The following is a 22145-nucleotide window of genomic DNA, read 5'->3' as shown; positions in this document are numbered from 1 at the left end:
GTTGCTCTCAAGTCTTCTCCCCCCCAGCCAAATCAGGAACTCTGCCGATCAATATCGCGGCGCAGAACGACAGCGGTGGTGATGTCTTCAACGGATTCGTGACTGGCTACTGCATCTCTGACTCGATTCAGGTCATCAATGGTTCGCGATTCGACCTCAATGACCAGATCGAGCTGGCCACTGACCGAGGAGACTCGTCGTACCTGTGAGTTTTGGGCAAGCAGGTCCAGCAAGCTGATGGCTGGTGTGCGTTTCAGGCATACAAGAAGGATTGCGCGAATCACGTTGGCATCGATTTCGCCGATATCAGCTCGGTAGCCTCTGATCACACCATTGCGTTCAAGGTTGATGACTCGCTCGCTGGTAGCACTTCTTGAAAGCCCGATTCTCGCTGCCAGGGCCTTCAGGGCAATTCGAGCCTCTTTGGAAAGAATTTCGAGTATTTCGCGATCTTTCGTGTCCAGGTCGCGCATCAGAACTCCCTAATTTTGCTGCCGAAATTGTGCCGGTCGATTCCGGCAATATGCAGGCGCAAGCCGACCGTATACCTACTGCCGTCCCGGGCGTTGCGTGCCAAGCTATCTGAAAAAAATGGCTTGGAAAACAATTACCATGATAAATCTTTCCCATCCTGCCCCCCAGTTCTCGACCGGGGATGCCGAAAAACTGAGTGAGCAGCTTTTCAACGTTATTGGTACAGCCACGCCTCTGGATGGCGAGCGCGACCGCAACTACCGGTTGAATACCGGAACCGATGCGGGATGGATTCTGAAGGTCGTCAATTCGACCGAGCCGCGCGTTGAAAGCGAGTTTCAGACGGCCATTCTCAGTCATCTCGCCACTCACAACCCCGAGCTTACCGTGCCTTTTCTCAAGAAAAGCCTTGCCGGTGAATACCTCGCCACTGCGGTAGCGCCCTCGGGTGAAACCCATGCGGTCCGTCTGGTGAGCTGGTTGCACGGTACGCCGCTTGCCGAGGTCGAGCGTACGTTCGAATTGATGCGCAGCCTTGGCCAATCGTTCGGTCAGATAGATCGTGCACTGCAAGGCTTCATTCATCCGGGCGCGGTGCGTGATCTTGACTGGGATTTGCGTCACGCCGCACGTTCGCGCTCACGCCTGCACTTCGTCACAGATCCTGGCAGAAGGGCCATCCTGGAACGCTTCATTGAAAACTTCGAACAAAGCGTCCAACCGAAGCTTTCGCGTCTGCGTGCGCAAGTCATTCACAATGACGGCAATGACTGGAACATCCTCGTCGATTCCCGCAATCATCAGAACGTCTCGGGCGTCATCGATTTTGGCGATGCGGTCCATACGATCCTGATTGCCGAAGTAGCCATTACCTGCGCCTATTCCATTCTCGACATGGAAGACCCGATCGGCGCCGCCGCCGCCCTCACTGCCGGTTTCCATGACAAGTACCCTCTGCAGCCGGAGGAGCTTGACGTCCTCTTCAATCTCATTGCGATGCGCCTGGTCACCAGCGTTACCTTGTCGGCCTCGCGATGCGACCGGACGCAAGATAATCCCTACCTTGGCATCAGCGAAGCGCCGGCCTGGCGACTGCTGGAAAGGATGGATCGCATGAACCCCCGACTGGCGACGGCGATCCTGCGCAAAGCCTGTGGTTTTGACGCGATCGAAGGCGCTGGTGCGGTGCGCCGCTGGGTGGCTGATAACAGCAAGTCCTTCGCCGATATCGTGCGTCCATCGGCTGCAACCATGAACAAGGCCATTGCCCCGTTCGGCGACGCTTCGCATGTGATGACCATCGCTTCAGCCGAGCAGCGTCCAGCGCAGGCGACGAAGTGGTGGAGTGATTTTTCTGCCGAGCACAAGGTACCGCTCGGCATCGGGCCATGGGGCGAAGAAAGAACCATCTACACCGACACGGCGTTTGAATCACGCTTCATTGAAGGGCAGCGCCGGATCCTTCATGTCGGTGTCGACTTGATCATGCCCGCTGGAACGCCTCTCTATACGCCTGTTGCCGGTGTAGTGCAGAGCGTCGAAGTCGAGCACGAGCCGCTTGGCTATGGTGGTTTGATCATGCTCAAACACTCGCCTGAAGGTTGTCCTTCATTCCTGACGCTGTGGGGACACATGGCTCATGAAGCGCTGGCTCGCCTGAAACCCGGTGACCACCTTGAGGCTGGTGCGCTTGTAGGGTACATGGGAGCGGATACGGAAAATGGTGGGTGGATCCCCCATGTGCATTTTCAGATGTCCACTGACACCGGGTTGAAAGCGGGCGAATTCATTGGCGTAGGTGAACGGGCTTATCTTGAGGTATGGGCCGACATTTTCCCCGATGCATCGACGCTCGCGGGGATTCCTGCGGAAACCTACAGCCAGGACGGACGCACCAAGGCAGAACTTGTGGCCAAGCGCAAGGAGCTGTTGCTTCCAAACCTGTCGATCTCCTATTCGGATCCGATCAAGTTCGTTCGCGGTGACGGGGTCTGGTTGATCGACAACTTTGGCAGGGCGTATCTGGACTGCTTCAATAACGTGTGCCATCTCGGCCACTCTCATCCGGATGTGGTGCAAGCACTTTCCCGACAGGCCTCACGCCTGAACACCAACACGCGTTACCTGCACGATAATATTGTGGAGTATGCAGAGCGGCTCACCTCCACTTTGCCTGAAGGTCTGGCGGTGGCTTCCTTCGGGTGTTCGGGAAGTGAAGCAAACAGCCTCATGCTGCGTATGGCGCGCAATCACACAGGGCGTAACGATGCGATCGTGCTGGATTGGGCTTACCACGGCACTACACAGGAACTGATCGACCTCAGCCCCTACAAATACAAGCGAAAAGCCGGTAAAGGGCGCGCAGACCATGTGTTTGAGGCGGCCGTCCCGGATGCCTATCGCGGTATTGATCACTGGTCGTTCGAGGAACTTGGCAAGCGTTACGCCGAGAGTGTGGCGGATCAGATCGAGCTCATGCGCAAGCAGGGCAGGGCGCCGGCGTTCTTCCTGGCGGAGTCCATTCCAAGTGTCGCCGGGCAACTGTTCTTCCCGGAAAACTACTTGAAAGAAGTCTATGCGATGGTCCGTGCCGAGGGCGGTCTTTGCCTGGCTGACGAAGTCCAGGTCGGCTTTGGTCGTGTAGGCAGCCACTGGTGGGCTTTTGAAACCCAGGGTGTGGTTCCCGATGCAGTGTCCATGGGCAAACCTATTGGCAATGGCCATCCCATGTCGGCAGTGGTGACCACGCGAGAAATTGCAGACAGCTTCAACAATGGCATGGAGTACTTCAATACCTTCGCCGGTAGTCCGGTTTCATGTGCTGTAGGGCTCTCGGTACTCGATGTGATCGAGCGCGATAACTTGAAACTCAACGCACTGACCATTGGCAACTATTTGCTCGACGGCTTTCGCAAGTTGCAGCAGCGCTACGATGCAATCGGCGATGTGCGCGGGCAGGGTCTGTTTCTCGGGATAGAACTTGTCACGGATCGCAAAACGAAAGTTCCAGCCACGCAGTTGGCCAGGAAAGTAGCCGATGGTGCCAGGGAACGAGGTGTTTTGATCGGTACTGAAGGGCCACATGACAATGTCCTGAAAATGCGCCCATCGATGATATTCAGTCAGGCAAACGCTGACTTTCTGCTTGAGGTCCTGGACGAAAGTTTCAAGGCAGCACTCCGGTAACCAGGTTGGACGATGTGACTGCCCGACATAGTGTCGGCCAACTCCGGCAATGTGTCAGGCAGGCTGACACCTTGCCGGGTGCTTTCCAGAAGTGCCTATGCAAGACTTTTCATGAAGGCCGGCTGAATAACCCCAAGAAAATAAAAAACAATTCTTCCAAGGTGCCATCCAATGCTAACCAAAAAGCTCAAGGGTTTGATTGTCGCTACTACCGTGGCGGCAGCGGCGCTACTTTCCACCTCGGCTGTTCACGCTGATGATTTGAAGTCGATTCAGGATTCCCAAGAAATCCGCATCGCTATGAGCGGTCAATACTCTCCCTTCAGCTTTGCCAACGAGCAGAACCAGATTGTTGGATTCGACGCTTCCATCAGCGAGGCATTAGCTGAGCGGATGGGGGTAAAAGTGAAGATCATTACCACGCCATTCGACGGGATAATTGCAGGTCTACTCGCGAAAAAGTATGACGCCATTATCGCTTCCATGACCATTACCCCGGAACGGCAGAAGGCAGTGGATTTCGTGGGGCCCTATTACCATGCCGGCCGCACGATCGTAGTGAAGGACGATTCTTCGATCAAAAGCCTTGATGATCTTAAGGAGGTGATTGTCGGCGTGACCCTCGGCGATGCCCACGATAAATGGGCCAGGGCCCGCGGCAACCTGAAGGTCAGAACCTACAAGGGTCTTCCCGAAATGCTGGTCGATCTTGAGGCCGGACGTATCGACGCGATAGTGATGGACAGTGTTCCGGTGTTGGTCGCAGTCAAGGAAACAGGGCAGAAAGTGCGCATCATTACTCCACCGGATAGCGATGGTGCTCTTGAGGGAATGGGTATTGCGTTGCGCAAGAATAACCCTGAACTCAAGGCGACGATGCAGAAGGCACTTGAAGACATGCTCGCTGATGGCACCTACGAAAAGATCTCGATGAAGTGGATTGGCAACGATATCCGCTAATTCGTATTTAGCGTGGCTCGACTTACCGTCGAGCCAGCCAATCAGACTTTTCCGAGCGTGCTCATGGATCTGACTCTCATACAACGCACATTCCCGTTTTTCCTGGAGGCGGCCTGGATTACGGTGCAGATCTCTGTACTTGCTCTTCTGCTTGGTTTTCTGGTCGCAATCGTGCTGGTGGCTGCCCGGTTGTCCACTGTTCTTACCTTTCGATGCCTTGCAAGACTCTACATAAGCGTTTTTCGCGGCACTCCCTGCCTGGTCCAGCTGTTCATCATTTACTTTGGCGGGCCGCAGATCGGTCTTGAGCTGGAGCCGTTTGCGGCAGGCGTAATCGGCTTGGGCCTGAACATCGCCGCCTACATGGCCGAGTCCATTCGTGGCGCTATCATCAACGTTGACCCTGGCCAGGAAGAAGCAGCACGTTCAATTGGTTTCGGGCGGGGTCAAACCTTATGGTTCATCACGCTGCCACAAGCTGCAAAACTGATGATAAGACCGCTGGGAGTGAACGCTGTTGCTCTTATCAAAGGTTCTGCATTGGTGTCGACGATCTCTGTAGTTGAACTTTCATATACAGCGCAACGCTTTATCAGTTCAACATATAAACCTTTTGAGATTTTCATGGTGTCTGCACTGCTTTACATCGTGATGGTCTACTCGGTCAGATTTATTGTTGACTATCTCGATAATCGCTTCGCGGCAAGGTGAGAGCATTCATATGCAAAGCCTGGATCTTAGTATAGTTACACCTTATTCCGAGCTGCTTGCGACCGGTCTTTGGTGGACGGTCGTGATGTTTGTAAGTTCCAGCGTACTGAGTTTGATGGCCGGGATAGCCATTGCACTCATCGTTCTTTATGCGCCCAAGGTGTTGGCGCTGCCCGTGCGTTTTATTACCTGGTTGCTGATGGGCACTCCACTGCTTCTGCAGTTGTACGTGATTTATTATGGTCTTGTGCAAGTGGGAATCGATATTCCTGCACTGGTGGCTGGCATCATAGGCCTGAGTTTGCACTTTGCCGTCTACAACGCCGACGTTATTCGTGCCGGCGTGGTGTCGGTAGACCCGGGGCAGATTGAAGGTGCCCGTTCCATTGGCCTCAGCCGTGGACAGACCCAGCGTTACATCATCGTACCGCAGGCGCTGCGCAGGACTATTGCGCCGCTGGGAAACAACCTGATTGTCCTGTTGAAGGACACCTCTCTGGTTTCCATAATCGGTATTGCCGAGTTGGTGTACAGCGCGCAACTTGCCGTGAGCGAGACCTATAGCCCGTTTGAGTTTTATCTGACTGTTGCGGTTATTTACTATGCAGCCAATCTTGTTCTGGAAGGCGGCCTGCATCTCCTCGAAAACAAGGTAGAGATGTCACGATGATCAGCAAGCAATTCATGGTTGAGGTGAAAGGCGCTCGCAAGGCTTACGGAGCACTTGAAGTACTCAAGGGCATCGATCTTTCCATCTCTCGCGGACAAATCATCGCCATCATCGGCCCGAGTGGTTCTGGCAAAAGCACGCTCCTGCGCTCAATCAATCACCTGGAAGTGCTCGACGATGGCGAGATCTGGCTAGAGGGCGAGCAAGTCAACCGGCCATTGAAAGGTCGTGCGTTCGAACAGCATATCAATGCCGTGCGTCAGCAGATGGGCATGGTATTCCAGCACTTCAATCTTTTTCCGCACCTGACCGTGTATGAAAACATTGCCCTTGGCCCGGTAAAGCTCAAGGGGCTCAGCAAAAAAGCGTCTCGTGAATTGGCAATGGAATACTTGTCAAAAGTTGGCCTGGCCAGCAAGTTCGATGAGTATCCTTCTCGCCTGTCGGGTGGGCAGAAACAGCGCGTGGCCATAGCCAGGGCCCTGGCGATGCAGCCAAAAGTCATGCTGTTCGATGAGGCTACATCGGCACTGGACCCTGAGCTTGTCGAAGAGGTCAACCAGGTCATGAAACAACTCGCTGCGGAGCACATGACAATGTTGATCGTCACCCATGAAATGCGCTTTGCAGGCGAAGTGGCAGACCGGATTGTCTTTATGGACGGGGGGGTTGTAGTAGAGGAAGGGGCGCCGCAAGAGATCCTGCAAAACCCCGTCCACGAGCGAACCCGGTCATTCTTGAAAAAGCATTTGCACGATAGATAAGGTGCGCCTTCCTGCAAACCTTGCGTGATCTTGCAAAACATAGTCTCCCAGACCCAACCGGCGCTGATGGACAAGCGGGCGGACCTCTTCATCGGCAGTCAGTGATACCGCTGGCGCTCACCGGTACTCATCATGCCGGCGCCACCAGGGCCCCGTTTCATTGCGTCCCTTGGGCGCGCGGTCGAGCCATTGGTACATGCCCCACAATCCGTCCAGGCCCCGTGCGTAGGTGGAGTAGGTGTGATAGATCTCGCCGTCCTCCAACACGAACGTGCTCAACCCTGGCCGGTCGCGGGTATAGGTCGGCGCATCGGTGCCACAGGTGGCGGCGAACTGTTTCACCGGTTCCGGTATTTCACTGGCGTCCATGGCATGGCCGCCGCGCTGATAGTTGTACTCGACCAAGCCTTCGCGCTGCTGCGCTTCGGTGAAGTAGACATTGAAGTCGGCGGTGAAGTCGCTGTCGGCGGCCGAGGCCCAAGGGAAGGTCCAGCCCATTCGGCGCTTGTAGGCCTGCAGTTTCGCCAACGGCGCGCGGGATATGGCCATCAGGGTTACGTCGTGGTTCGCCAGGTGGACGACGACGGGGTCGAAGCCATCGGCGATGGCAGAGCAGGACGGGCAGCCGGCGGTGTAGTCGGGGCCGAACATGAAGTGGTAGACCAGCAGTTGTGAGCGCCCTTGAAAGAGTTCGGCCAGGGTGGCGCTGCCGTTGTCGGTATCGAAGCGGTACGTCTTGTCGAGGCGAACCCAAGGCAATGCCTGGCGTTGCCTGGCCACTTCATCGCTGCGTCGGGTCAGGGCCTTTTCCGCTTCGAGCAGTTGCAGGCGTGCCGCCAGCCATTGGTCCCGGGACGCGGTTTTGTGGGTGTTCATCGTTCTACGCTCCTGGTGAAAGGTCGTGATTTAGACTAAACCCGGGTGTCAAATGATGGGAGTGACAAGCGTGGCGGGATTTCCATGGACTCGATGATCGCGGCAGCCGCACAGGCGCTGGCGGCGGGCAATCCGCTGGGCGCACTGGACCGTGTGGCCTTGCGCGACGATGCGCCGGCGCTGGCCCTGCGTGGTATCGCCATGGCGCAACTGGGCGATCTGGTGCGGGCCAGGGCGCTGGTCAAGCGTGCGCAACGGGCCTTTGCGCCAAGGGAAGTGCTGGCCCGAGCGCGCTGTGTGGTGGCCGAGGCGGAAATTGCCCTGGCTTCGCGGGAGCTCGGCTGGCCGGTCAAGGCGCTCGAAACGGCGCGGGTCACCCTTGAACATTACGGTGACCGGGTCAATGCTGCCCATGCGCGCTATCTGCAAATCCGCCGTTTGCTGTTGATCGGTCAGCTCGATGAGGCACAGCAGTTATTGGCCGAACTCGACCCCGACCCATTGCCGCCAGCCTTGCGCGCAACCCATGAACTGGTGCTGGCGGGGATCGCCATTCGGCGCGTGCAATCGCACGCGGCGCGGGAAGCGTTGAACAGGGCCGGGCAGGCGGCTAGTCAAACAGGGATTGCCGCGCTGATCGCTGAGGTCCAACACGCTGCGTATCTGCTGGATGCCCCAGCGGCACGCCTGATTGCCAAGGGTGAAACACGACCGCTGTTGCTCGATGACGTTGAAGCGTTGTTCTGTTCAACGTCACTGGTGGTGGATGCCTGCCGGTACGTTGTGCACGGCTGTGGCATGTCGGTGCCGCTGGCGACGCGGCCGATCCTGTTCGTGCTCGCCCGTGCGTTGGCCGAAGCATGGCCAGCCGACGTTACGCGGGAAGTGTTGATCGCCCGGGCATTCCGTCTGAAGCTCTCGGATGAGTCCCATCGCGCCCGGCTTCGTGTGGAAATCGGCAGGCTGCGCAAGGCGCTCAAGCCGTTGGCCGACGTCATCGCGACGACCCGCGGTTATGCCCTGCAATCGTCGGTGTGCACGGAGGTGGTGGCGCTGGCGCAACCGATCGAGGAAAAATTTGCCGGGGTATTGGCCTGCCTCGCCGATGGCGAATCGTGGTCGAGTTCCGCCCTGGCACTGGCGCTGGGTACCAGCCAGCGCACGGTGCAACGGGCGCTCGATACACTGGCGGAGCAGGGCAAGGTGCAGTGGTTTGGCCGTGGTCGCGCACGGCGCTGGATGACGCCGCCCGTGCCGGGATTCGCGACGACCTTGTTACTCCCGGCGCCGCTGCCCGGTGGCTAGGATGAACGCCACCAACCCCCATCGAGGAATGTCAGATGAAACACGCAACTGCTGAAATCATTCGTGAATACGGCCCGTTTGCCGATGTCGACCACGTGTGCGGTGTCACCTGGGACGGCGAAAAGGTCTGGTTCGCAAGCAACAGCAAAATCAACGCCCTGGACCCGGAAAGCGGCAAGGTACTGAGCTCGATCGATGTCGCTGCCCATGCCGGCACCGCGTTTGATGGAGAACACCTGTTCCAGATCGCCGAAGACCGAATCCACAAGATCGACCCCCGCACCGGCCGTATCCTCTCGACGATTCCTGCTCCCGGCGCAGGCACCGATTCGGGTCTGACCTGGGCCGAAGGGACGTTGTGGGTGGGCCAGTACCGCGAACGCAAGATCCACCAGATCGACCCCGAGACCGGCAAGATCCTGCGCACCATCGAATCCAACCGTTTCGTCACCGGCGTGACCTGGGTGGACGGTGCGCTGTGGCACGGTACGTGGGAAGGCGATGAAAGCGAGCTGCGCCGGATCGATCCGCAATCGGGCGAAGTGCTGCAGAGCCTGACAATGCCCGAAGGCGTGGGCGTGTCGGGGCTGGAGTCCGATGGTGGCGAGCGGTTGTTCTGCGGTGGCGGCGATAGCGGCAAGGTGAGGGTGGTGCGCCGGCCTGCATGAGGCATCGATGTTGGATGTGCAGCCTTTTCGAACCGCGCTGCGGTCTTAGGTTTTTTCCGTCCTGCCATGTTTTCTGCTGGTCGAAATCGGTCTAAAAGCCCGGTTGGAAATCGCTCCTGTTTTGCTATCCTCAAACCTGTAGGTGAAGACGCAGACTGATGCGCAAAAGGATAGCGAGGAGACGTGGGGCGCGTTCCGAAGGGTACACGGTTAGAAAGATCCCCGCGCTGGGATCCAGCCCTTATGCCGTGTGAAGCAGAAGAGTTCCATTACAGTTTCACGACTCTTTTGTGGGAGGCCTGATAAACCTTGTAAGCCGGAGACCAGCGCCGGCCACCTACTTGTTACATTCACCCACGAAGCCCGCTCAGTGCGGGCTTTTTAATGCCCGCAAGGTGGGTCCGGTCAGCGGCTCAGGGCGCGCCAAACAGCATCGTCCAATAAACGCCGTTGTCGCTGCGCGCGTTGGCGGCGTACGCGGCACCGACCTGGGTGAACATCGGGTTCATCAGGTTGGCGCAGTGCCCGGGGCTGGCGAGCCAGCCGGCCATGGCCTTGCTGGGGGAACCTTGCCCGGCGGCGATGTTTTCACCGATTTGCCGGCCACGGTAACCGGCGGCCTTGGCACGGTCATAGGGCATGTCACCGTCGGGGTCCTGGTGGGCGAAATAGTTGCCGTAGGCCATATCCTTGCTGTGGCTTTGTGCTGCGGAGCCCAAGGCTGCACTCCAGGACAGCGGCCGTGCGGCGGCGAAACGCTGGCGACCGCACAAGCGAGGTTTGGCCCGGGCTGCGTTGACCTGCGCCAGCAACGCCTGTGCGGCGCTCCGTGGATCGCCGGTTTGCCCGTCGAGTACCGGCTTGGCGAGCACCACTTGCCATTCACTCCCGGCGCGGCTGACGCCGATGTCGGCGTATTGGTTGTCGAGCAGTGCGGCGCAGTGCTCGTCCTGGAACATATCGAAGGCTTCTTCGGCATCCCGTGCACCCACCACACGGATCGACCTCACCATGGTGGCCTGATAGCCGGAAGCCTTTAACCGGTCCCGCAACCCACCGCCATAGCCAACGGGCAGGGCCAGGTTCGACTTGAGCGTCAGGGGTGATAAGCGTTGTGTGGGTCGCCGGTCGCAGCGTTGCGGATGGGCACGATAGTCGTTGATGGCGTCTACCAGTTGCCGTTGCCCATCGGCGTGGGCGGGGCTTGCAAAAACGGGGAGCAGGGAAAACAGGCACAGCGAAGAAAAGCGCAAGGCAACGACAGTTTGGCGCATGGATGGACAACTCTGATGAGATGACAACGAAGAAAGTGGGGAAAAGCGCTGGGCTATGACTGGTGCCTTGAAACAAGGTTCACGGCGGGCAGCTGTCTATTTTCGGGCGAAGCCATGAGTCCGACGAAGGGTGTCGGCAGGTCTGTATGATGGGACTTTTTCGCCCCAGACAAGGATCAACCCATGGGTTTGAGCAAACGCGATCAGGCGCATATCGAACGGCGCCTGGTCGCCACCCTGACCGAGGCGTGCGAGACGGCCAAAGCGGAAATCGTCGGGTTCCAGTGGTTGACCCATATCGTCGACTACGCCCGGTTTCCGGCCAGCCTCAAGGTGGTTTGGGTCTTCGATACCCAGGCCAACCGGGAGCAGGCGCTGGCCAAGGGGCAGGGCGAACGCATGGTCGAATTCACCGCCATGGCCCTGGGTGAGGCGCAGGTTCAGCTCAGTCCGGTGGCGGCCCATGTGCTGTTCGACTCTGAAGAAGCCTGCCAGCGGGATAACGCCGGAAACTGGCAGCAAAGGCTGACACGCAAGCGTTAGGCTGGCTGATCGGTTTTGGCTGGAGCAGCCTCTGTCGCGACGTCCGGGGTTTCGCTCGGCCGCAACCTGAAGCGACAGACATGCCCGCCGCGTACCATGCACTCGCTGTGCTCGACTTCGCCGCCGCCCAATGCGCCGATCAAGGCCAGGTCCAGTTCGCAGACCACCGGGTGCTCGGCGGCGAGGCGATGGAACACGCAGTTATGCGCGACGATTTCCGGGGTGTCGCCCGAGCGAAAAAACACTTCGGCTTCGTAGCCCGCCTGGTTCATGTGCTGGACGATCCTGGCTTCATCCACGACCTGCTGTTCACGATCAGAAGCCAGCTTGCGGCCCATGCTGCGCATCAGTGAAGTCAGGGCTTCTGGACCGATGATGCCAGCCACTTCATCAATCAAAACGCTGGCCAGTAGCTGATAGTGGCGAGGGAACTGCTCCCGCGCGTGGTCGGTGAGCCGATACAGCTGCTCCGGACGACGCCCCGTCGGCCGGGTGTCGCCGCGCAACACCAGACCGTCACGCTCCAGCGCCGCCAGGTGTTGGCGGATCGCCGTGCGCGTGACGGCCAGGTGTTCAGCCAGCTCGTCAATGCTCATGCCGCCCCCATGGTGCAGCAGTGCATTGAGCAAGTCCTGCTGTGTTCGGCCCAGTCCTTCCAGCATGATGTGCCCTCGCGCGATATCAGAACTTGTCCGGGAATTGCTTGACCAGCGCGCCGGTCAACGCGTCGGCCAGGGCCAGGATGTGCGTGCGCATCATCGCCCAGGTGCGGGCTTCGCCGGCGTAATCGTGCGCGGCAAACTCATCGATCTGGGCTACGTGGTGACCGCCATGGGCCGACAACATGTTGACCAGTGTGGCTTCAGGCAGATTGGGGTTGGCGGTGGCCAGAAACACCGCAATCGCCTTGGCATTGCTGGTCAACTCGGTGACGGCGGCCTGTTTGCCCTTGGCGTCTTTGACGACGGTGGCATCGCTGTAGTGTTTCACCGCGCCCCAGTGACCGGCAAGCAGCTTGAGGAGTTGATCCGCCGCTGGTTGGCCGTAGAGCGGGGCGATGCTGTTGGCGATTTTGGTGGCGTTGTCGACCACCTGGTCCGCCGCGACTTTGGCTTGCTTTTTGTCGGCGGATTGATTGGCCAGCGCGTAGTTTCTGATCCAGAAAATGTGTTCGACCCAAAGGTCACGCTCGGCCAGGCGCGTGGTCAGCGCGGGGCTGTCGGCAGCGGCGGGTGAGGCGGCAGGCGTCTGGCTCCAGACCGGTTGCGCACAGAAAGCCAGCAGGAGCAAAGCCAGGGTTTTGATATTCATGACGGCACCCTCTGAGAGTGGGAATGTTCGACAATATCAATATAGGCATAAAAATATGTTTTTATTGGGCGAAGACATAATCTCGGACCAATGGTCGTCACAGGTATGTTCTACCTTGCTGGCTACAACCCATCCCCCAGCGCCTTGAGGTATTCAGGGCTTTCGCCAATCGAGTTATGCCCCGTCCCCGGTATCACCTGCAGCGACGCCACACCTTTGGCGAAGTGTGTATACAAACGTTCTGTGCTCGGGCGCGGAATCACTTCGTCATGCTCGGCCGCGATCAACAATGTCGGCACGGTGATGCGGGCGGCGTAGCGCCATGACGGGTATTTGTCCTTCAATAACCAGCGCACCGGAAACCAGCGGAACTGACGGGCGGCCAGCCCTTCGAGGCTGTTGTAGGGCGTGATCAGCACCAGTCGCGCGGCCGGGCGTTCGCTGGCAAGGCGCACGGCAACCCCGGAACCCAGGCTGCGTCCGACCACTGCCACATGCGGATGGCTGGCATACACCTGGTCGAACAAGGTGATGGCGTCGCGGGCAATGGCCTCTTCGGAAGGCGAGCCGGAACTCCCGCCATAACCCCGGTAATGCAGCAGGTACAGCGCGTAGTCAGGGAACGCTTGGGTGAACTCGGGCAGGTTGCGCGAAACGTCTTCGGCATTGCCACCAAAATAGATCAGCGCGTTGGGGCCCTCGTGCGGTCGGACGGAGACCAGCACCTGTGCGTCGGCGACCGGCAGGGTGAGCAGCGTTGCGGCTGTCCCGACGGCGCGCGGTTGCGGGTAATAGATCAGCGCCCGTTGAAACACGAACAGCGCGACGCACAGCGCCAGGTACAGCGCGGCGACGATGACAACGAGTAACACCAGGGTGCGTGACATTCGACTAACGTTAGTGGGCGGCATGACTGCTCGGGGTTTGAAAGTGGCTAGCGCAAGGCTTCCTGAGTGTAGTCAATCGACCCTTGGCGCGGGTTATCCGGGGTGTCGGCGCAACAGGCCGGACCCGAGCGACTGGTGAGAAGCGTTTTATGAGCCATCCTGAGGGTTACACCCGTAGAGAAGTACTCACGCTGGCTGCCGGTGCTTCGGCGGTCTTCACGTTCGGTCCGGTGGGTGCACAACCCGAGCCGTCGACGGGAACAGGAGGCAAGACCATGCAGACCCGCGCCATTCCCTCCAGCAACGAGTCCTTGCCGATCGTAGGGTTGGGCACTTACCGCGGATTCGATGTCGAGCCTTCGCAACCGGCCTACAAGGACTTGCCCGCGGTGCTGGATGCCTTGTTCGACAAGGGTGGCAAGCTGATCGACAGCTCGCCGATGTACGGTCGCGCCGAACAGACCATCGGCGAGCTGCTGTCGATCCATGAGCCGCGCTCGCCGGCCTTCCTGGCCACCAAGGTGTGGACCCGGGGCCGCGAAGAAGGCATCGCGCAGATGGAACAATCCTTCGCCCTGTTGCAAACCGACCGGATCGACCTGATGCAGATCCACAACCTGCTGGACTGGCAGACGCACCTGCCGACCCTGCGCCACTGGAAGGAAGCAGGGCGTATCCGCTACATCGGCATCACCCATTACACGGCGTCGGCCTATGAAGAAGTGGAAGCGGTACTCAAGGCTGAGCCCCTGGATTTCTTGCAGATCAACTATGCCCTGGATGATCGCGGCGTCGAGAAACGCCTGCTGCCGTTGTGCCGCGAGCGGGGGGTGGCGGTGATCTGCAACCGACCGTTTGGCGGTGGCGGCTTGCTGGCCAAACTCAAGGATAAGCCGCTGCCAGGCTGGGCGGCGCAAGTCGGGGTCAAGAGCTGGCCGCAACTGGCGCTGAAGTTCCTGCTGTCGCATTCGGCGGTGACCTGCGTGATTCCGGGCACCGGCAACCCGCGCTACATGGCGGAAAATGCCCGGGCCGGTTTCGGCCCGATGCTGACCGATGCCCAGCGTCAGCAACTGATTGCGCTGGTGGGCTAACGACTAGCTCCAAGCGTTGCGGCGAGTCGTCGAACCTCTCCTATACTGTCTCGCGTCCATGCCGTTTAAAGCGCAATCGTTGCCCTGACGGCGTCCCTGTCCATCACTGCAAGGAGATCGAACATGGCTATCCGCATTGGCGACGAAGCACCGGATTTCACCGCCGAAACCACCGAAGGCACCCTCAATTTTCACCAATGGATCGGCGATGGTTGGGCCATCCTGTTTTCCCATCCCAAGGATTTCACCCCGGTATGCACCACCGAACTGGGTTACCTGGCCAAACTCAAGCCGGAATTCGACAAGCGCAACACCAAGGTCCTGGGCCTCAGCGTCGACCCGGTCAGCGACCACAACCGTTGGGTCGGCGACATCGCCGAGACCCAGGGCGCGGCGGTCAACTATCCGCTGATCGGCGATGAAAACCTGGTGGTGGCCAAGCTCTACGACATGATCCACCCCAATGCCAGCGGCGGCGCGCGCACGGCGGTGGACAACGCCACGGTGCGTTCGGTGTTCATCGTCGGCCCGGACAAGAAGGTCAAGGCCATGCTGATCTACCCGATGAGCGCCGGGCGCAACTTCGATGAAGTGCTGCGCCTGCTCGATTCCCTGCAATTGAATGCCAAGCACACCGTTGCCACTCCGGTTAACTGGCGGCCGGGTGAAGACGTGATCATCCCGACCTCGGTGTCTGATGAAGACGCGAAGAAGAAATACCCGGATGGCTTCAAGACCCTGAAGCCGTATCTGCGGACGGTGGCTCAGCCGAAGTAGTCACCTGCAGTGATACCGCCATCGCGAGCAGGCTCGCTCCTACAGGTTCCTGAGTCGTTCACAGACAGGTGTTTCGACCCGGACCCTGTGGAAGCGGGCTTGCCCGCGATGGGGCCAGTCTTGCTGGCCTAGGACTTTTATTCAAACCAGATACTTTTAAACCACCCCAACGTCCGCTCCCACGCCGCCGTAGTGCAGCATCACCGGGGCCTTGATTCGGGGCACCCGCGGTCAGACCGCCGAAGGTAAACAGCGCGGCGCGGTCGAGAAACTCCCGGCGGTTGATCTTGCCGTGGGCGTAGTAGTCGTAGAGTTCCAGCAGTTCAGGGGCGAAGTCTTTGGCAGTCAGACGGGTCATTGTTTCAACTCCTCTCGGCTGGTTTAACACGGACCCTGTGGGATCTATGGTGGATGTTTGGTATGCATTCTGTTCATTTCAGGCACTGCGCCCCGGCCTTCGCGACTTGCGCATCCTGCCCGGGCTTGACACCCGACACCCCGACAGCACCAATCACCTGCCCTTCGAAAACAATCGGTACGCCACCCTCAAGCGAAGTCAGCAAGGGGGCTGACAGGAAAGCGTAGCGCCCGGCGTTGACCATGTCCTCATAGCTTTTCGATTCGCGCCGACCTAGGGCCGAGGTGCGCGCCTTTTCGGTGGCGATGTAGGCACTGCCCGGCGCACAGCCGTCGAGGCGTTCGAGGGCCAGCGGGTGGCCGCCGTCATCGACCACCACTATGGTCACGGCCCATTGATTGGCCTGTGCTTCGGCGCGGGCAGCAGCGAGGATCTGGCCGACTTCGGTCTGGCTCAGGACGGCTTTGCTGTTCATGGGCATCTCCAGGGTTCGGTTAAGGCAGGGCGGCTTCGACCAGTTCGATCCAGTGCCGCACCGGGGTTCGGCCCGCGCCGTCGAGGTGCGACTGGCAGCCGATGTTGGCCGTGACAATGACTTCGGGATGGCCGCTTTCCAGGGCGTTGAGCTTGTTGTCGCGCAGTTGCCGCGACAGTTCGGGCTGGGTCAGCGAATAGGTGCCCGCCGAACCGCAGCACAGGTGCCCGTCGGGGACGGACGTCAGGTTGAAACCGAGTCCGGTCAGCAGCGCTTCCACCTCACCGCCGAGTTTCTGCCCGTGCTGCAAGGTGCAGGGGCAATGGAAGGCCAGGCGTTGCGAGGCGTGGATGCCGAGCTTTTCCAGCGGTTCGTCGCGCAGCACTTCCACCAGGTCCCGGGCCAGCGCGCTGACCTTTTTCGCCTTGTCGGCATAGGCCGGGTCGCTGGCGAGCAGGTGGCCGTAATCCTTGATGAAGGCGCCGCAACCGCTGGCCGTCTGCACAATCGCCTCGGCGCCTTTTTCGATGCCAGGCCACCAGGCGTCGATGTTGCGCCGGGCGCGGTCGAGGCCGGCGGCCTGGGCGTCCAGGTGGTAGTCCACGGCGCCGCAGCAACCGGCTTCGCGGCTCGCGATGACGCTGATCCCCAACCGGTCCAGCACCCGCGCCGCCGCGGCATTGGTGTTGGGAGACAGACTGGGCTGCACGCAACCTTCGAGCATCAGCACCTGACGCTCACGGCGGGTCGTGGGCCGCGGCTTGGCTGGGTAGACATTGCGCGGCAACTTGCTTTGCAGGGTGCCGGGCAGCAGCGCGCGGAACACCTGACCGCTATTGACCAGGCTCTTGAACAGCTCTGGATGGGGCACGGTCTGCCGCAACCCCTCGCGCAACAGGCGCTGACCAAGGGGGCGCGGCACCGCCGCATCGACCACCGCCCGCCCGATGTCCAGCAGGTTGTGGTAATCGACCCCCGACGGGCAGGTGGTTTCGCAGTTGCGGCACGACAGACAGCGATCCAGGTGCTGCTGGGTCTTTTGCGTGACGTCGTTGCCTTCCAGCACTTGCTTGATCAGGTAGATACGGCCCCGTGGACCGTCCAGTTCATCGCCGAGCAATTGATAGGTCGGGCACGTGGCATTGCAGAACCCGCAGTGCACGCAGGTGCGCAGGATGCTTTCGGCTTCTGCGGCGCGGGGCAGATGGCTGGCGCGTTCACTCAAGGTCGTCTGCATGGTTCAAAGCTCCGCGTACAGGCGTCCGGGGTTGAAGATGCCCCGTGGATCGAGTTGTTGTTTCAGGTTGCGGTGATAACGCATCAGCGCCGGGGGCAGCGGATGGAAGGGGCTGTCGGTCAGACCGTGGCTGAAGCAGGTGACATGGCCGCCGACTTCGTCGACGACCTGGCGGATGTACGCCGCTTCGGCATCGGATTTCAGCCAGCGCTGGGCGCCCCCCCAGTCGATCAACTGGCGCCCCGGCAGCGACAGGAGCGGCGTGTTGTGTGGCAGTGACAGGCGCCAAAGGGGTTGGTCTTCATCGAAGAAACTCAAGCGCTGCTCGTTGAGATCGTCCCACCAGCAAGCTTCCAGCCGTTCGCCCCCGAGGCGCTCATGGGCCGCCGCCACCGAGCCTTCACCGCCCTCCAGTCGCAGGTGCAGGCGTGAACCGTCGTGACAGGCGGCGCTGATCGGCAACGGCTGCTGGCCCCATTCCGCCAGGCGCAACAAGGCCCGCTCGGCGTCCATTTCCAGGCTGATGCTTAAGGCTTGCCGGGGTTTTGGCAGCACTTTGAGGGAAACTTCGGTGATCAGCCCGAGGCTGCCGTAACTGCCGGCCATCAGGCGCGACAGGTCGTAGCCGGCGACGTTTTTCATGACCTCGCCACCGAAGCGCAACAGCTTGCCCTGGCCGGTGATGACCCGCGTGCCAAGAATGAAATCCCGCACCGAACCGACCCACGGGCGCCGAGGTCCGGATAGCCCGCAGGCGATCATGCCGCCGACGGTGGCGCCGTCGCCGAAGGAGGGTGGCTCGCAGGGCAGCATCTGTTGCGCGGCGTCCAGCACCTGCGCCAGCTGCGACAACGGTGTGCCGCAACGGGCGGTGATCACCAGTTCAGTCGGGTCGTAGCTGACGATGCCCCGGTGCGAGCGGGTGTCGAGAATTTCCCCGGCGGTGGTGCGGCCGAGAAAGGCTTTGCTGTTGGAACCCTGGATGCGCAACGGCGTGGCGTTTTCCAGCGCCTGATTGACCTGCTCCAGGAGGCACTGGCTGTCATCGAAATCTTCAGGGCTGCGCATCAGAAACGCTCCAGCTCGGGGAAGGGCAATTGACCGCCGTGTATGTGCATGGCACCGAATTCGGCGCAGCGGTGCAGGGTCGGAATGTTCTTGCCGGGGTTGAGCAGGCCGCTCGGGTCGAAAGCGGCCTTGATGGCATGGAACAGGGTCAGCTCATCGCTGTTGAACTGCGCGCACATCTGGTTGATCTTCTCGCGGCCCACGCCGTGTTCACCGGTGATGCTGCCGCCGACTTTCACGCACAACTCCAGAATCTTGCCGCCCAGGGCTTCGGCGCGATCAAGTTCACCCGGTTGATTGGCGTCGAACAGGATCAGCGGATGCATGTTGCCGTCGCCGGCATGGAACACGTTGGCCACCCGCAGGCCGTATTCGTTCGAGAGCTCGGCGATGGCGTGCAGCACGCCGGGCAGTTCGCGACGGGGGATGGTGCCGTCCATGCAGTAGTAATCCGGCGAGAGGCGGCCCACCGCCGGGAAGGCATTTTTGCGCCCGGCCCAGAAACGCACGCGCTCGGCTTCGTCCCTGGCCTGGCGCAATTCGATGGCGCCGGCCTGTTGCAGCACCTGGCGCACCCGCTCGCAGTCATCTGAGACATCGGCTTCAACGCCATCGAGTTCGCACAGCAGAATGGCCTGGGCATCCACCGGATAACCGGCGTGGATGAAGTCCTCGGCGGCGCGGATGACCAGGTTGTCCATCATTTCCAGGCCGCCGGGGATGATGCCGGCGGCAATGATGTCGCCGACCGCGCGCCCGGCTTTTTCCACGGAATCGAACGCCGCCAGCAGCACTTTGGCGGTCTGGGGTTTGGGCAGCAGCTTGACCGTGACCTCGGTGATCACTCCGAGCAGGCCTTCGGACCCGGTGAACAGCGCCAGCAGGTCGAAACCGGGGGAGTCGAGGGCGTTGGAGCCCAGGCTCAGGTGCTCGCCATCGACGGTGAGGATGTCGACCTTGAGCACGTTGTGCACGGTCAGGCCGTACTTCAGGCAGTGCACGCCACCGGCGTTTTCCGCGACGTTGCCGCCGATTGAACAGGCGATTTGCGAGGACGGATCCGGCGCGTAATACAGGCCGAAGGGTGCCGCCGCCTGGGAGATCGCCAGATTGCGTACGCCGGGCTGAACCCGCGCAGTGCGGGCGGCGGGATCGATGTGCAGGATGTTGTTGAAGCGCGCCATCACCAGCAGTACGCCTTTCTCCAGGGGCAGTGCACCGCCGGACAAGCCGGTGCCGGCGCCACGGGCCACGACGGGGACGTGCAGCTCATGGCAGACCTGAAGCACCCCCTGGACTTCGTCGATGTATCGGGGCAGCACCACGAGCATCGGCATGGTGCGATAGGCCGACAATCCGTCGCATTCGTAGGGCTTGAGTTCCTCGCGCTGATGCAGGACTTCCAGGTTCGGCAAGCGGGTTTGCAGGGCCTGCAACAGCGCCTGTTTGTCGACGTCGGGCAGGGCGCCGTCAACGCGTTCATCGTAGAGAATGTTCATCGGTTCATGACTCCCGCTGGAGGCCACTGATGTACATCATTGGCCCGCAACGGCCGACTGTCCATGGGATGTTTGTCAGCCTGAAGCGGGCATTCATTCAATGAGTTTGCGCAGAAAATGCCAACGCCCGGGTGAAGGAACCCGGGCGTTGCAAGCGTTGGGAGCAGGGTGCGCAGACTCAATGCCCGCCCACCACCATATGGCTGAACGGCGCGACGTAGGCCTGCAACGACACCAGGCCGCCGACCAGGATCGCCAGCACAATCGAGTGGAAGAACACGTAGCGCAGGATTTCCCCTTCATGGCCGTACCAGCGGGTGGCCGTGGAGGCGACCACGATCGACTGGGCGTCGACCATCTTGCCCATGACCCCGCCGGAACTGTTGGCGGCGGCCATCAACACCGGGCTGATGCCCAACTGCTCGGACGTCACCCGTTGCAAGCCGCCGAACAGAACGTTGGACGCGGTGTCCGAGCCGGTCAACGCCACGCCGAGCCAGCCGAGCAGGGTGCCGAACATCGGGTAGAAAATGCCCGTCGCGGCGAAGGCCAGGCCCATGGTCGCATCCAGCCCCGAGTAACGCGTGAGGAAGCCCAGCGCGAGCATCGCCGCAATGGTGATCAGCGAGTAACGCACCACCCACAGGGTGCGCAGGTACTGGTGAATCAGTTGCGGGATCGAGTAACCCATCAGCAAGCCGCCGATGATCGCCGACAGCAGAATGCCGCTGCCGGTGGCGGTGAACCAGGTGAACTTGTACACCGCCTCTTCGGTTTTCGGCGCGGCCACCACGGGCGGGACTTTCTCAACCTGCAAATGCAGGGTGGTGAAGGTCACGACCGGCGCAAATAGCGGGTTCGCCTCGCGCATCGGCTTGCCCTGCGGATCGAGTTTGGCTGAGCTGGTTTGCGGGTCAATCGCCGGGCGGGTGTCGAAGGTGTTCTTGAAGCCCTGGGTGCCCCAGATGAACACGAAGACCGTGAGGATGATCCACGGCATCCACGCCCGCATCACTGCCGGTTTTGCCTCATTGGCAAAGGTTGCAGTGGGGACAGGTTTTTCGTCGTGCTCGACGTCGATCTTCGAGTCGTCGACCCGCCCGGACAGGGCGGCGGAAGTGTGCACAGTGGCCGGCTTCCACACCTTGAGGAAACCGGTCAGGCAGGCCATGGAAATCAGTGCGGCGATCACGTCCACCAGCATCGGCCCGTGAAAGTTGGACACCAGGAATTGCGGCACGGCAAAACTGACCCCGGCCACCAGGATCGCCGGCCAGATTTCCAGCATCTTGCGCCAGCCGGCAAAGGCCCAGATCAACCAGAACGGCACCAGCACCGAGAAGAAGGGCAACTGCCGGCCGACCATCATCGACAGCTCCATTTCATCCAGCCCGGTGACCTTGGCCAAGGTGATGATCGGCGTGCCGAGGGCGCCGAACGCCACGGGGGCGGTGTTGGCGATCAGCGCCAGCCCTGAAGCGGCGAGCGGCGAGAAGCCCAGCCCGATCAGAATCGCCCCGGTCACCGCCACCGGCGTACCGAAACCGGCCGCGCCTTCGAAAAACGCACCGAAGCAGAAGGCGATCAGCAGCAATTGCAGGCGCCGGTCATCGGTGATGCGCGCCAGGGAGTCTTGCAACACCTTGAACGAGCCGTTCTCGGTGGTCAGGCGATGCAGGAAGATGATGTTCAACACGATCCAGCCAATCGGCAGCAGACCGTTGGCCGCACCGAACAGCGCCGCCGAACCTGCCATGTTCGCCGGCATGCCGAAGGCGAATATCGCGATCAGCAAGGCCGAGGCCAGGGCGAGCAACGCCGCCAGGTGCGCCTTGACATGGAAAAACGCGAGGGACGCCAGCATCACCACCACCGGCACAGCCGCCATGAGCGTTGAAAGCACCGGGTTACCGAACGGATCGTAGACTTGCTGCCAGACCATGTTCCACCTCTGCATTTTATTGTTGGACGTGCAGATCCCCTGGGGGGAGGTGGTCTTCAGTATAGG

21 protein-coding genes and 1 pseudogene are annotated in these 22145 nt (G+C 60.4%); 10 read left to right on the top strand and 12 right to left on the bottom strand.

Annotated elements, in window-relative coordinates; all coding sequences use genetic code 11:
* Positions 1–32: 32 nt before the first annotated feature.
* Positions 33–473, bottom strand: coding sequence for an Lrp/AsnC family transcriptional regulator (locus tag KGA96_RS12400; RefSeq protein ID WP_046042440.1), 441 nt, complete (start codon positions 471–473; stop codon positions 33–35).
* Between the two features lie 139 nt (positions 474–612).
* Between KGA96_RS12400 and KGA96_RS12395 the strand changes: the two genes are divergently transcribed.
* The 5 genes from KGA96_RS12395 to KGA96_RS12375 all read left to right on the top strand — a co-directional run bounded on the left by KGA96_RS12395 (position 613) and on the right by KGA96_RS12375 (position 6765).
* The gene (locus KGA96_RS12395) at positions 613–3660 is read left to right on the top strand and encodes an aminotransferase class III-fold pyridoxal phosphate-dependent enzyme (protein ID WP_223512986.1); all 3048 of its coding nucleotides are present in this window, start codon (positions 613–615) and stop codon (positions 3658–3660) included.
* Positions 3661–3831: 171 nt separating this feature from the next.
* The gene (locus KGA96_RS12390) at positions 3832–4620 is read left to right on the top strand and encodes an ABC transporter substrate-binding protein (protein WP_223464585.1); all 789 of its coding nucleotides are present in this window, start codon (positions 3832–3834) and stop codon (positions 4618–4620) included.
* Positions 4621–4683: 63 nt separating this feature from the next.
* Complete coding sequence (locus tag KGA96_RS12385; RefSeq protein ID WP_046042437.1) at positions 4684–5331, top strand: amino acid ABC transporter permease; 648 nt, start codon at positions 4684–4686, stop codon at positions 5329–5331.
* A 10-nt stretch (positions 5332–5341) separates the two neighbouring features.
* The gene (locus tag KGA96_RS12380) at positions 5342–6001 is read left to right on the top strand and encodes an amino acid ABC transporter permease (protein ID WP_046042436.1); all 660 of its coding nucleotides are present in this window, start codon (positions 5342–5344) and stop codon (positions 5999–6001) included.
* A complete protein-coding gene (locus KGA96_RS12375) occupies positions 5998–6765 on the top strand; it encodes an amino acid ABC transporter ATP-binding protein (RefSeq protein WP_046042435.1) in 768 nt (255 codons plus the stop codon). Before KGA96_RS12380 ends, KGA96_RS12375 begins: the two co-directional genes overlap by 4 nt.
* Positions 6766–6882: 117 nt before the next feature.
* Here the strand turns inward: KGA96_RS12375 and KGA96_RS12370 are convergent, their stop codons facing one another.
* Positions 6883–7641, bottom strand: coding sequence for a DUF899 domain-containing protein (locus KGA96_RS12370; protein WP_046042434.1), 759 nt, complete (start codon positions 7639–7641; stop codon positions 6883–6885).
* A gap of 84 nt (positions 7642–7725) precedes the next feature.
* Here KGA96_RS12370 and KGA96_RS12365 point away from each other — a divergent pair, with 84 nt between their 5' ends.
* Positions 7726–8946 (top strand): helix-turn-helix domain-containing protein, encoded by a 1221-nt coding sequence (locus KGA96_RS12365; protein WP_223464584.1) that lies wholly within the window; start codon positions 7726–7728, stop codon positions 8944–8946.
* 35 nt (positions 8947–8981) lie between these two features.
* Positions 8982–9614 (top strand): DUF5074 domain-containing protein, encoded by a 633-nt coding sequence (locus tag KGA96_RS12360; protein ID WP_223512985.1) that lies wholly within the window; start codon positions 8982–8984, stop codon positions 9612–9614.
* Positions 9615–10027: 413 nt separating this feature from the next.
* On the opposite strand, the gene KGA96_RS12355 is transcribed toward KGA96_RS12360, so the two are convergent.
* Positions 10028–10888 carry a CAP domain-containing protein gene (locus KGA96_RS12355; protein ID WP_046042430.1) on the bottom strand — a complete coding sequence of 287 codons (861 nt, stop codon included), beginning with the start codon at positions 10886–10888 and terminating at the stop codon, positions 10028–10030.
* A gap of 183 nt (positions 10889–11071) precedes the next feature.
* On the opposite strand from KGA96_RS12355, the gene KGA96_RS12350 reads away from it, so the two are divergent.
* Entirely contained in the window at positions 11072–11431 is a 360-nt protein-coding gene (locus KGA96_RS12350; RefSeq protein WP_046042429.1) for a hypothetical protein, read from the top strand.
* Here KGA96_RS12350 and KGA96_RS12345 read toward each other — a convergent pair.
* From KGA96_RS12345 to KGA96_RS12335, 3 genes are all read right to left on the bottom strand, one after another.
* Complete coding sequence (locus KGA96_RS12345; protein WP_046042428.1) at positions 11428–12093, bottom strand: helix-turn-helix transcriptional regulator; 666 nt, start codon at positions 12091–12093, stop codon at positions 11428–11430. The genes KGA96_RS12350 and KGA96_RS12345 overlap by 4 nt on opposite strands.
* Positions 12094–12112: 19 nt before the next feature.
* Positions 12113–12742, bottom strand: coding sequence for a hypothetical protein (locus KGA96_RS12340; protein ID WP_046042427.1), 630 nt, complete (start codon positions 12740–12742; stop codon positions 12113–12115).
* Between the two features lie 122 nt (positions 12743–12864).
* Positions 12865–13653 carry an alpha/beta hydrolase gene (locus tag KGA96_RS12335; protein WP_046042426.1) on the bottom strand — a complete coding sequence of 263 codons (789 nt, stop codon included), beginning with the start codon at positions 13651–13653 and terminating at the stop codon, positions 12865–12867.
* Positions 13654–13778: 125 nt separating this feature from the next.
* On the opposite strand from KGA96_RS12335, the gene KGA96_RS12330 reads away from it, so the two are divergent.
* Both KGA96_RS12330 and KGA96_RS12325 read left to right on the top strand, forming a co-directional pair.
* Positions 13779–14723 carry an aldo/keto reductase gene (locus KGA96_RS12330; protein WP_185754824.1) on the top strand — a complete coding sequence of 315 codons (945 nt, stop codon included), beginning with the start codon at positions 13779–13781 and terminating at the stop codon, positions 14721–14723.
* Between the two features lie 123 nt (positions 14724–14846).
* A complete protein-coding gene (locus KGA96_RS12325) occupies positions 14847–15500 on the top strand; it encodes a peroxiredoxin (protein ID WP_046042424.1) in 654 nt (217 codons plus the stop codon).
* 220 nt (positions 15501–15720) lie between these two features.
* Here KGA96_RS12325 and KGA96_RS12320 read toward each other — a convergent pair.
* From KGA96_RS12320 to KGA96_RS12295, 6 genes and pseudogenes are all read right to left on the bottom strand, one after another.
* Positions 15721–15858: pseudogene (locus KGA96_RS12320) on the bottom strand (dienelactone hydrolase family protein); the annotation flags it as partial.
* Positions 15859–15931: 73 nt separating this feature from the next.
* The gene (locus KGA96_RS12315; protein WP_223464581.1) at positions 15932–16333 is read right to left on the bottom strand and encodes a heme-binding protein; all 402 of its coding nucleotides are present in this window, start codon (positions 16331–16333) and stop codon (positions 15932–15934) included.
* A gap of 19 nt (positions 16334–16352) precedes the next feature.
* Entirely contained in the window at positions 16353–17570 is a 1218-nt protein-coding gene (gene glcF / locus KGA96_RS12310; protein ID WP_223512982.1) for a glycolate oxidase subunit GlcF, read from the bottom strand.
* Between the two features lie 3 nt (positions 17571–17573).
* A complete protein-coding gene (gene glcE, locus KGA96_RS12305) occupies positions 17574–18638 on the bottom strand; it encodes a glycolate oxidase subunit GlcE (protein ID WP_223512980.1) in 1065 nt (354 codons plus the stop codon).
* Positions 18638–20137, bottom strand: a complete 1500-nt coding sequence (gene glcD / locus KGA96_RS12300) for a glycolate oxidase subunit GlcD (RefSeq protein ID WP_046042420.1) — start codon at positions 20135–20137, stop codon at positions 18638–18640. Before glcD ends, glcE begins: the two co-directional genes overlap by 1 nt.
* Before the next feature lie 178 nt (positions 20138–20315).
* Positions 20316–22079 carry an L-lactate permease gene (locus tag KGA96_RS12295; protein WP_223512977.1) on the bottom strand — a complete coding sequence of 588 codons (1764 nt, stop codon included), beginning with the start codon at positions 22077–22079 and terminating at the stop codon, positions 20316–20318.
* Positions 22080–22145: the final 66 nt, after the last annotated feature.

The organism is Pseudomonas sp. GL-R-26 (assembly GCF_019947365.1).
GTDB lineage: Bacteria > Pseudomonadota > Gammaproteobacteria > Pseudomonadales > Pseudomonadaceae > Aquipseudomonas.
This window is presented reverse-complemented; position numbering and strand designations above follow the sequence as displayed.

Excerpts from the sequence above, each read along its gene's own strand:
- KGA96_RS12400 (WP_046042440.1), bottom strand. The coding sequence starts at position 473 with ATGCGCGACCTGGACACGAAAGATCGCGAAATACTCGAAATTCTTTCC.
- KGA96_RS12395 (WP_223512986.1), top strand. The coding sequence starts at position 613 with ATGATAAATCTTTCCCATCCTGCCCCCCAGTTCTCGACCGGGGATGCC.
- KGA96_RS12390 (WP_223464585.1), top strand. The coding sequence starts at position 3,832 with ATGCTAACCAAAAAGCTCAAGGGTTTGATTGTCGCTACTACCGTGGCG.
- KGA96_RS12385 (WP_046042437.1), top strand. The coding sequence starts at position 4,684 with ATGGATCTGACTCTCATACAACGCACATTCCCGTTTTTCCTGGAGGCG.
- KGA96_RS12380 (WP_046042436.1), top strand. The coding sequence starts at position 5,342 with ATGCAAAGCCTGGATCTTAGTATAGTTACACCTTATTCCGAGCTGCTT.
- KGA96_RS12375 (WP_046042435.1), top strand. The coding sequence starts at position 5,998 with ATGATCAGCAAGCAATTCATGGTTGAGGTGAAAGGCGCTCGCAAGGCT.
- KGA96_RS12370 (WP_046042434.1), bottom strand. The coding sequence starts at position 7,641 with ATGAACACCCACAAAACCGCGTCCCGGGACCAATGGCTGGCGGCACGC.
- KGA96_RS12365 (WP_223464584.1), top strand. The coding sequence starts at position 7,726 with ATGGACTCGATGATCGCGGCAGCCGCACAGGCGCTGGCGGCGGGCAAT.
- KGA96_RS12360 (WP_223512985.1), top strand. The coding sequence starts at position 8,982 with ATGAAACACGCAACTGCTGAAATCATTCGTGAATACGGCCCGTTTGCC.
- KGA96_RS12355 (WP_046042430.1), bottom strand. The coding sequence starts at position 10,888 with ATGCGCCAAACTGTCGTTGCCTTGCGCTTTTCTTCGCTGTGCCTGTTT.
- KGA96_RS12350 (WP_046042429.1), top strand. The coding sequence starts at position 11,072 with ATGGGTTTGAGCAAACGCGATCAGGCGCATATCGAACGGCGCCTGGTC.
- KGA96_RS12345 (WP_046042428.1), bottom strand. The coding sequence starts at position 12,093 with ATGCTGGAAGGACTGGGCCGAACACAGCAGGACTTGCTCAATGCACTG.
- KGA96_RS12340 (WP_046042427.1), bottom strand. The coding sequence starts at position 12,742 with ATGAATATCAAAACCCTGGCTTTGCTCCTGCTGGCTTTCTGTGCGCAA.
- KGA96_RS12335 (WP_046042426.1), bottom strand. The coding sequence starts at position 13,653 with ATGCCGCCCACTAACGTTAGTCGAATGTCACGCACCCTGGTGTTACTC.
- KGA96_RS12330 (WP_185754824.1), top strand. The coding sequence starts at position 13,779 with ATGAGCCATCCTGAGGGTTACACCCGTAGAGAAGTACTCACGCTGGCT.
- KGA96_RS12325 (WP_046042424.1), top strand. The coding sequence starts at position 14,847 with ATGGCTATCCGCATTGGCGACGAAGCACCGGATTTCACCGCCGAAACC.
- KGA96_RS12315 (WP_223464581.1), bottom strand. The coding sequence starts at position 16,333 with ATGAACAGCAAAGCCGTCCTGAGCCAGACCGAAGTCGGCCAGATCCTC.
- glcF (WP_223512982.1), bottom strand. The coding sequence starts at position 17,570 with ATGCAGACGACCTTGAGTGAACGCGCCAGCCATCTGCCCCGCGCCGCA.
- glcE (WP_223512980.1), bottom strand. The coding sequence starts at position 18,638 with ATGCGCAGCCCTGAAGATTTCGATGACAGCCAGTGCCTCCTGGAGCAG.
- glcD (WP_046042420.1), bottom strand. The coding sequence starts at position 20,137 with ATGAACATTCTCTACGATGAACGCGTTGACGGCGCCCTGCCCGACGTC.
- KGA96_RS12295 (WP_223512977.1), bottom strand. The coding sequence starts at position 22,079 with ATGGTCTGGCAGCAAGTCTACGATCCGTTCGGTAACCCGGTGCTTTCA.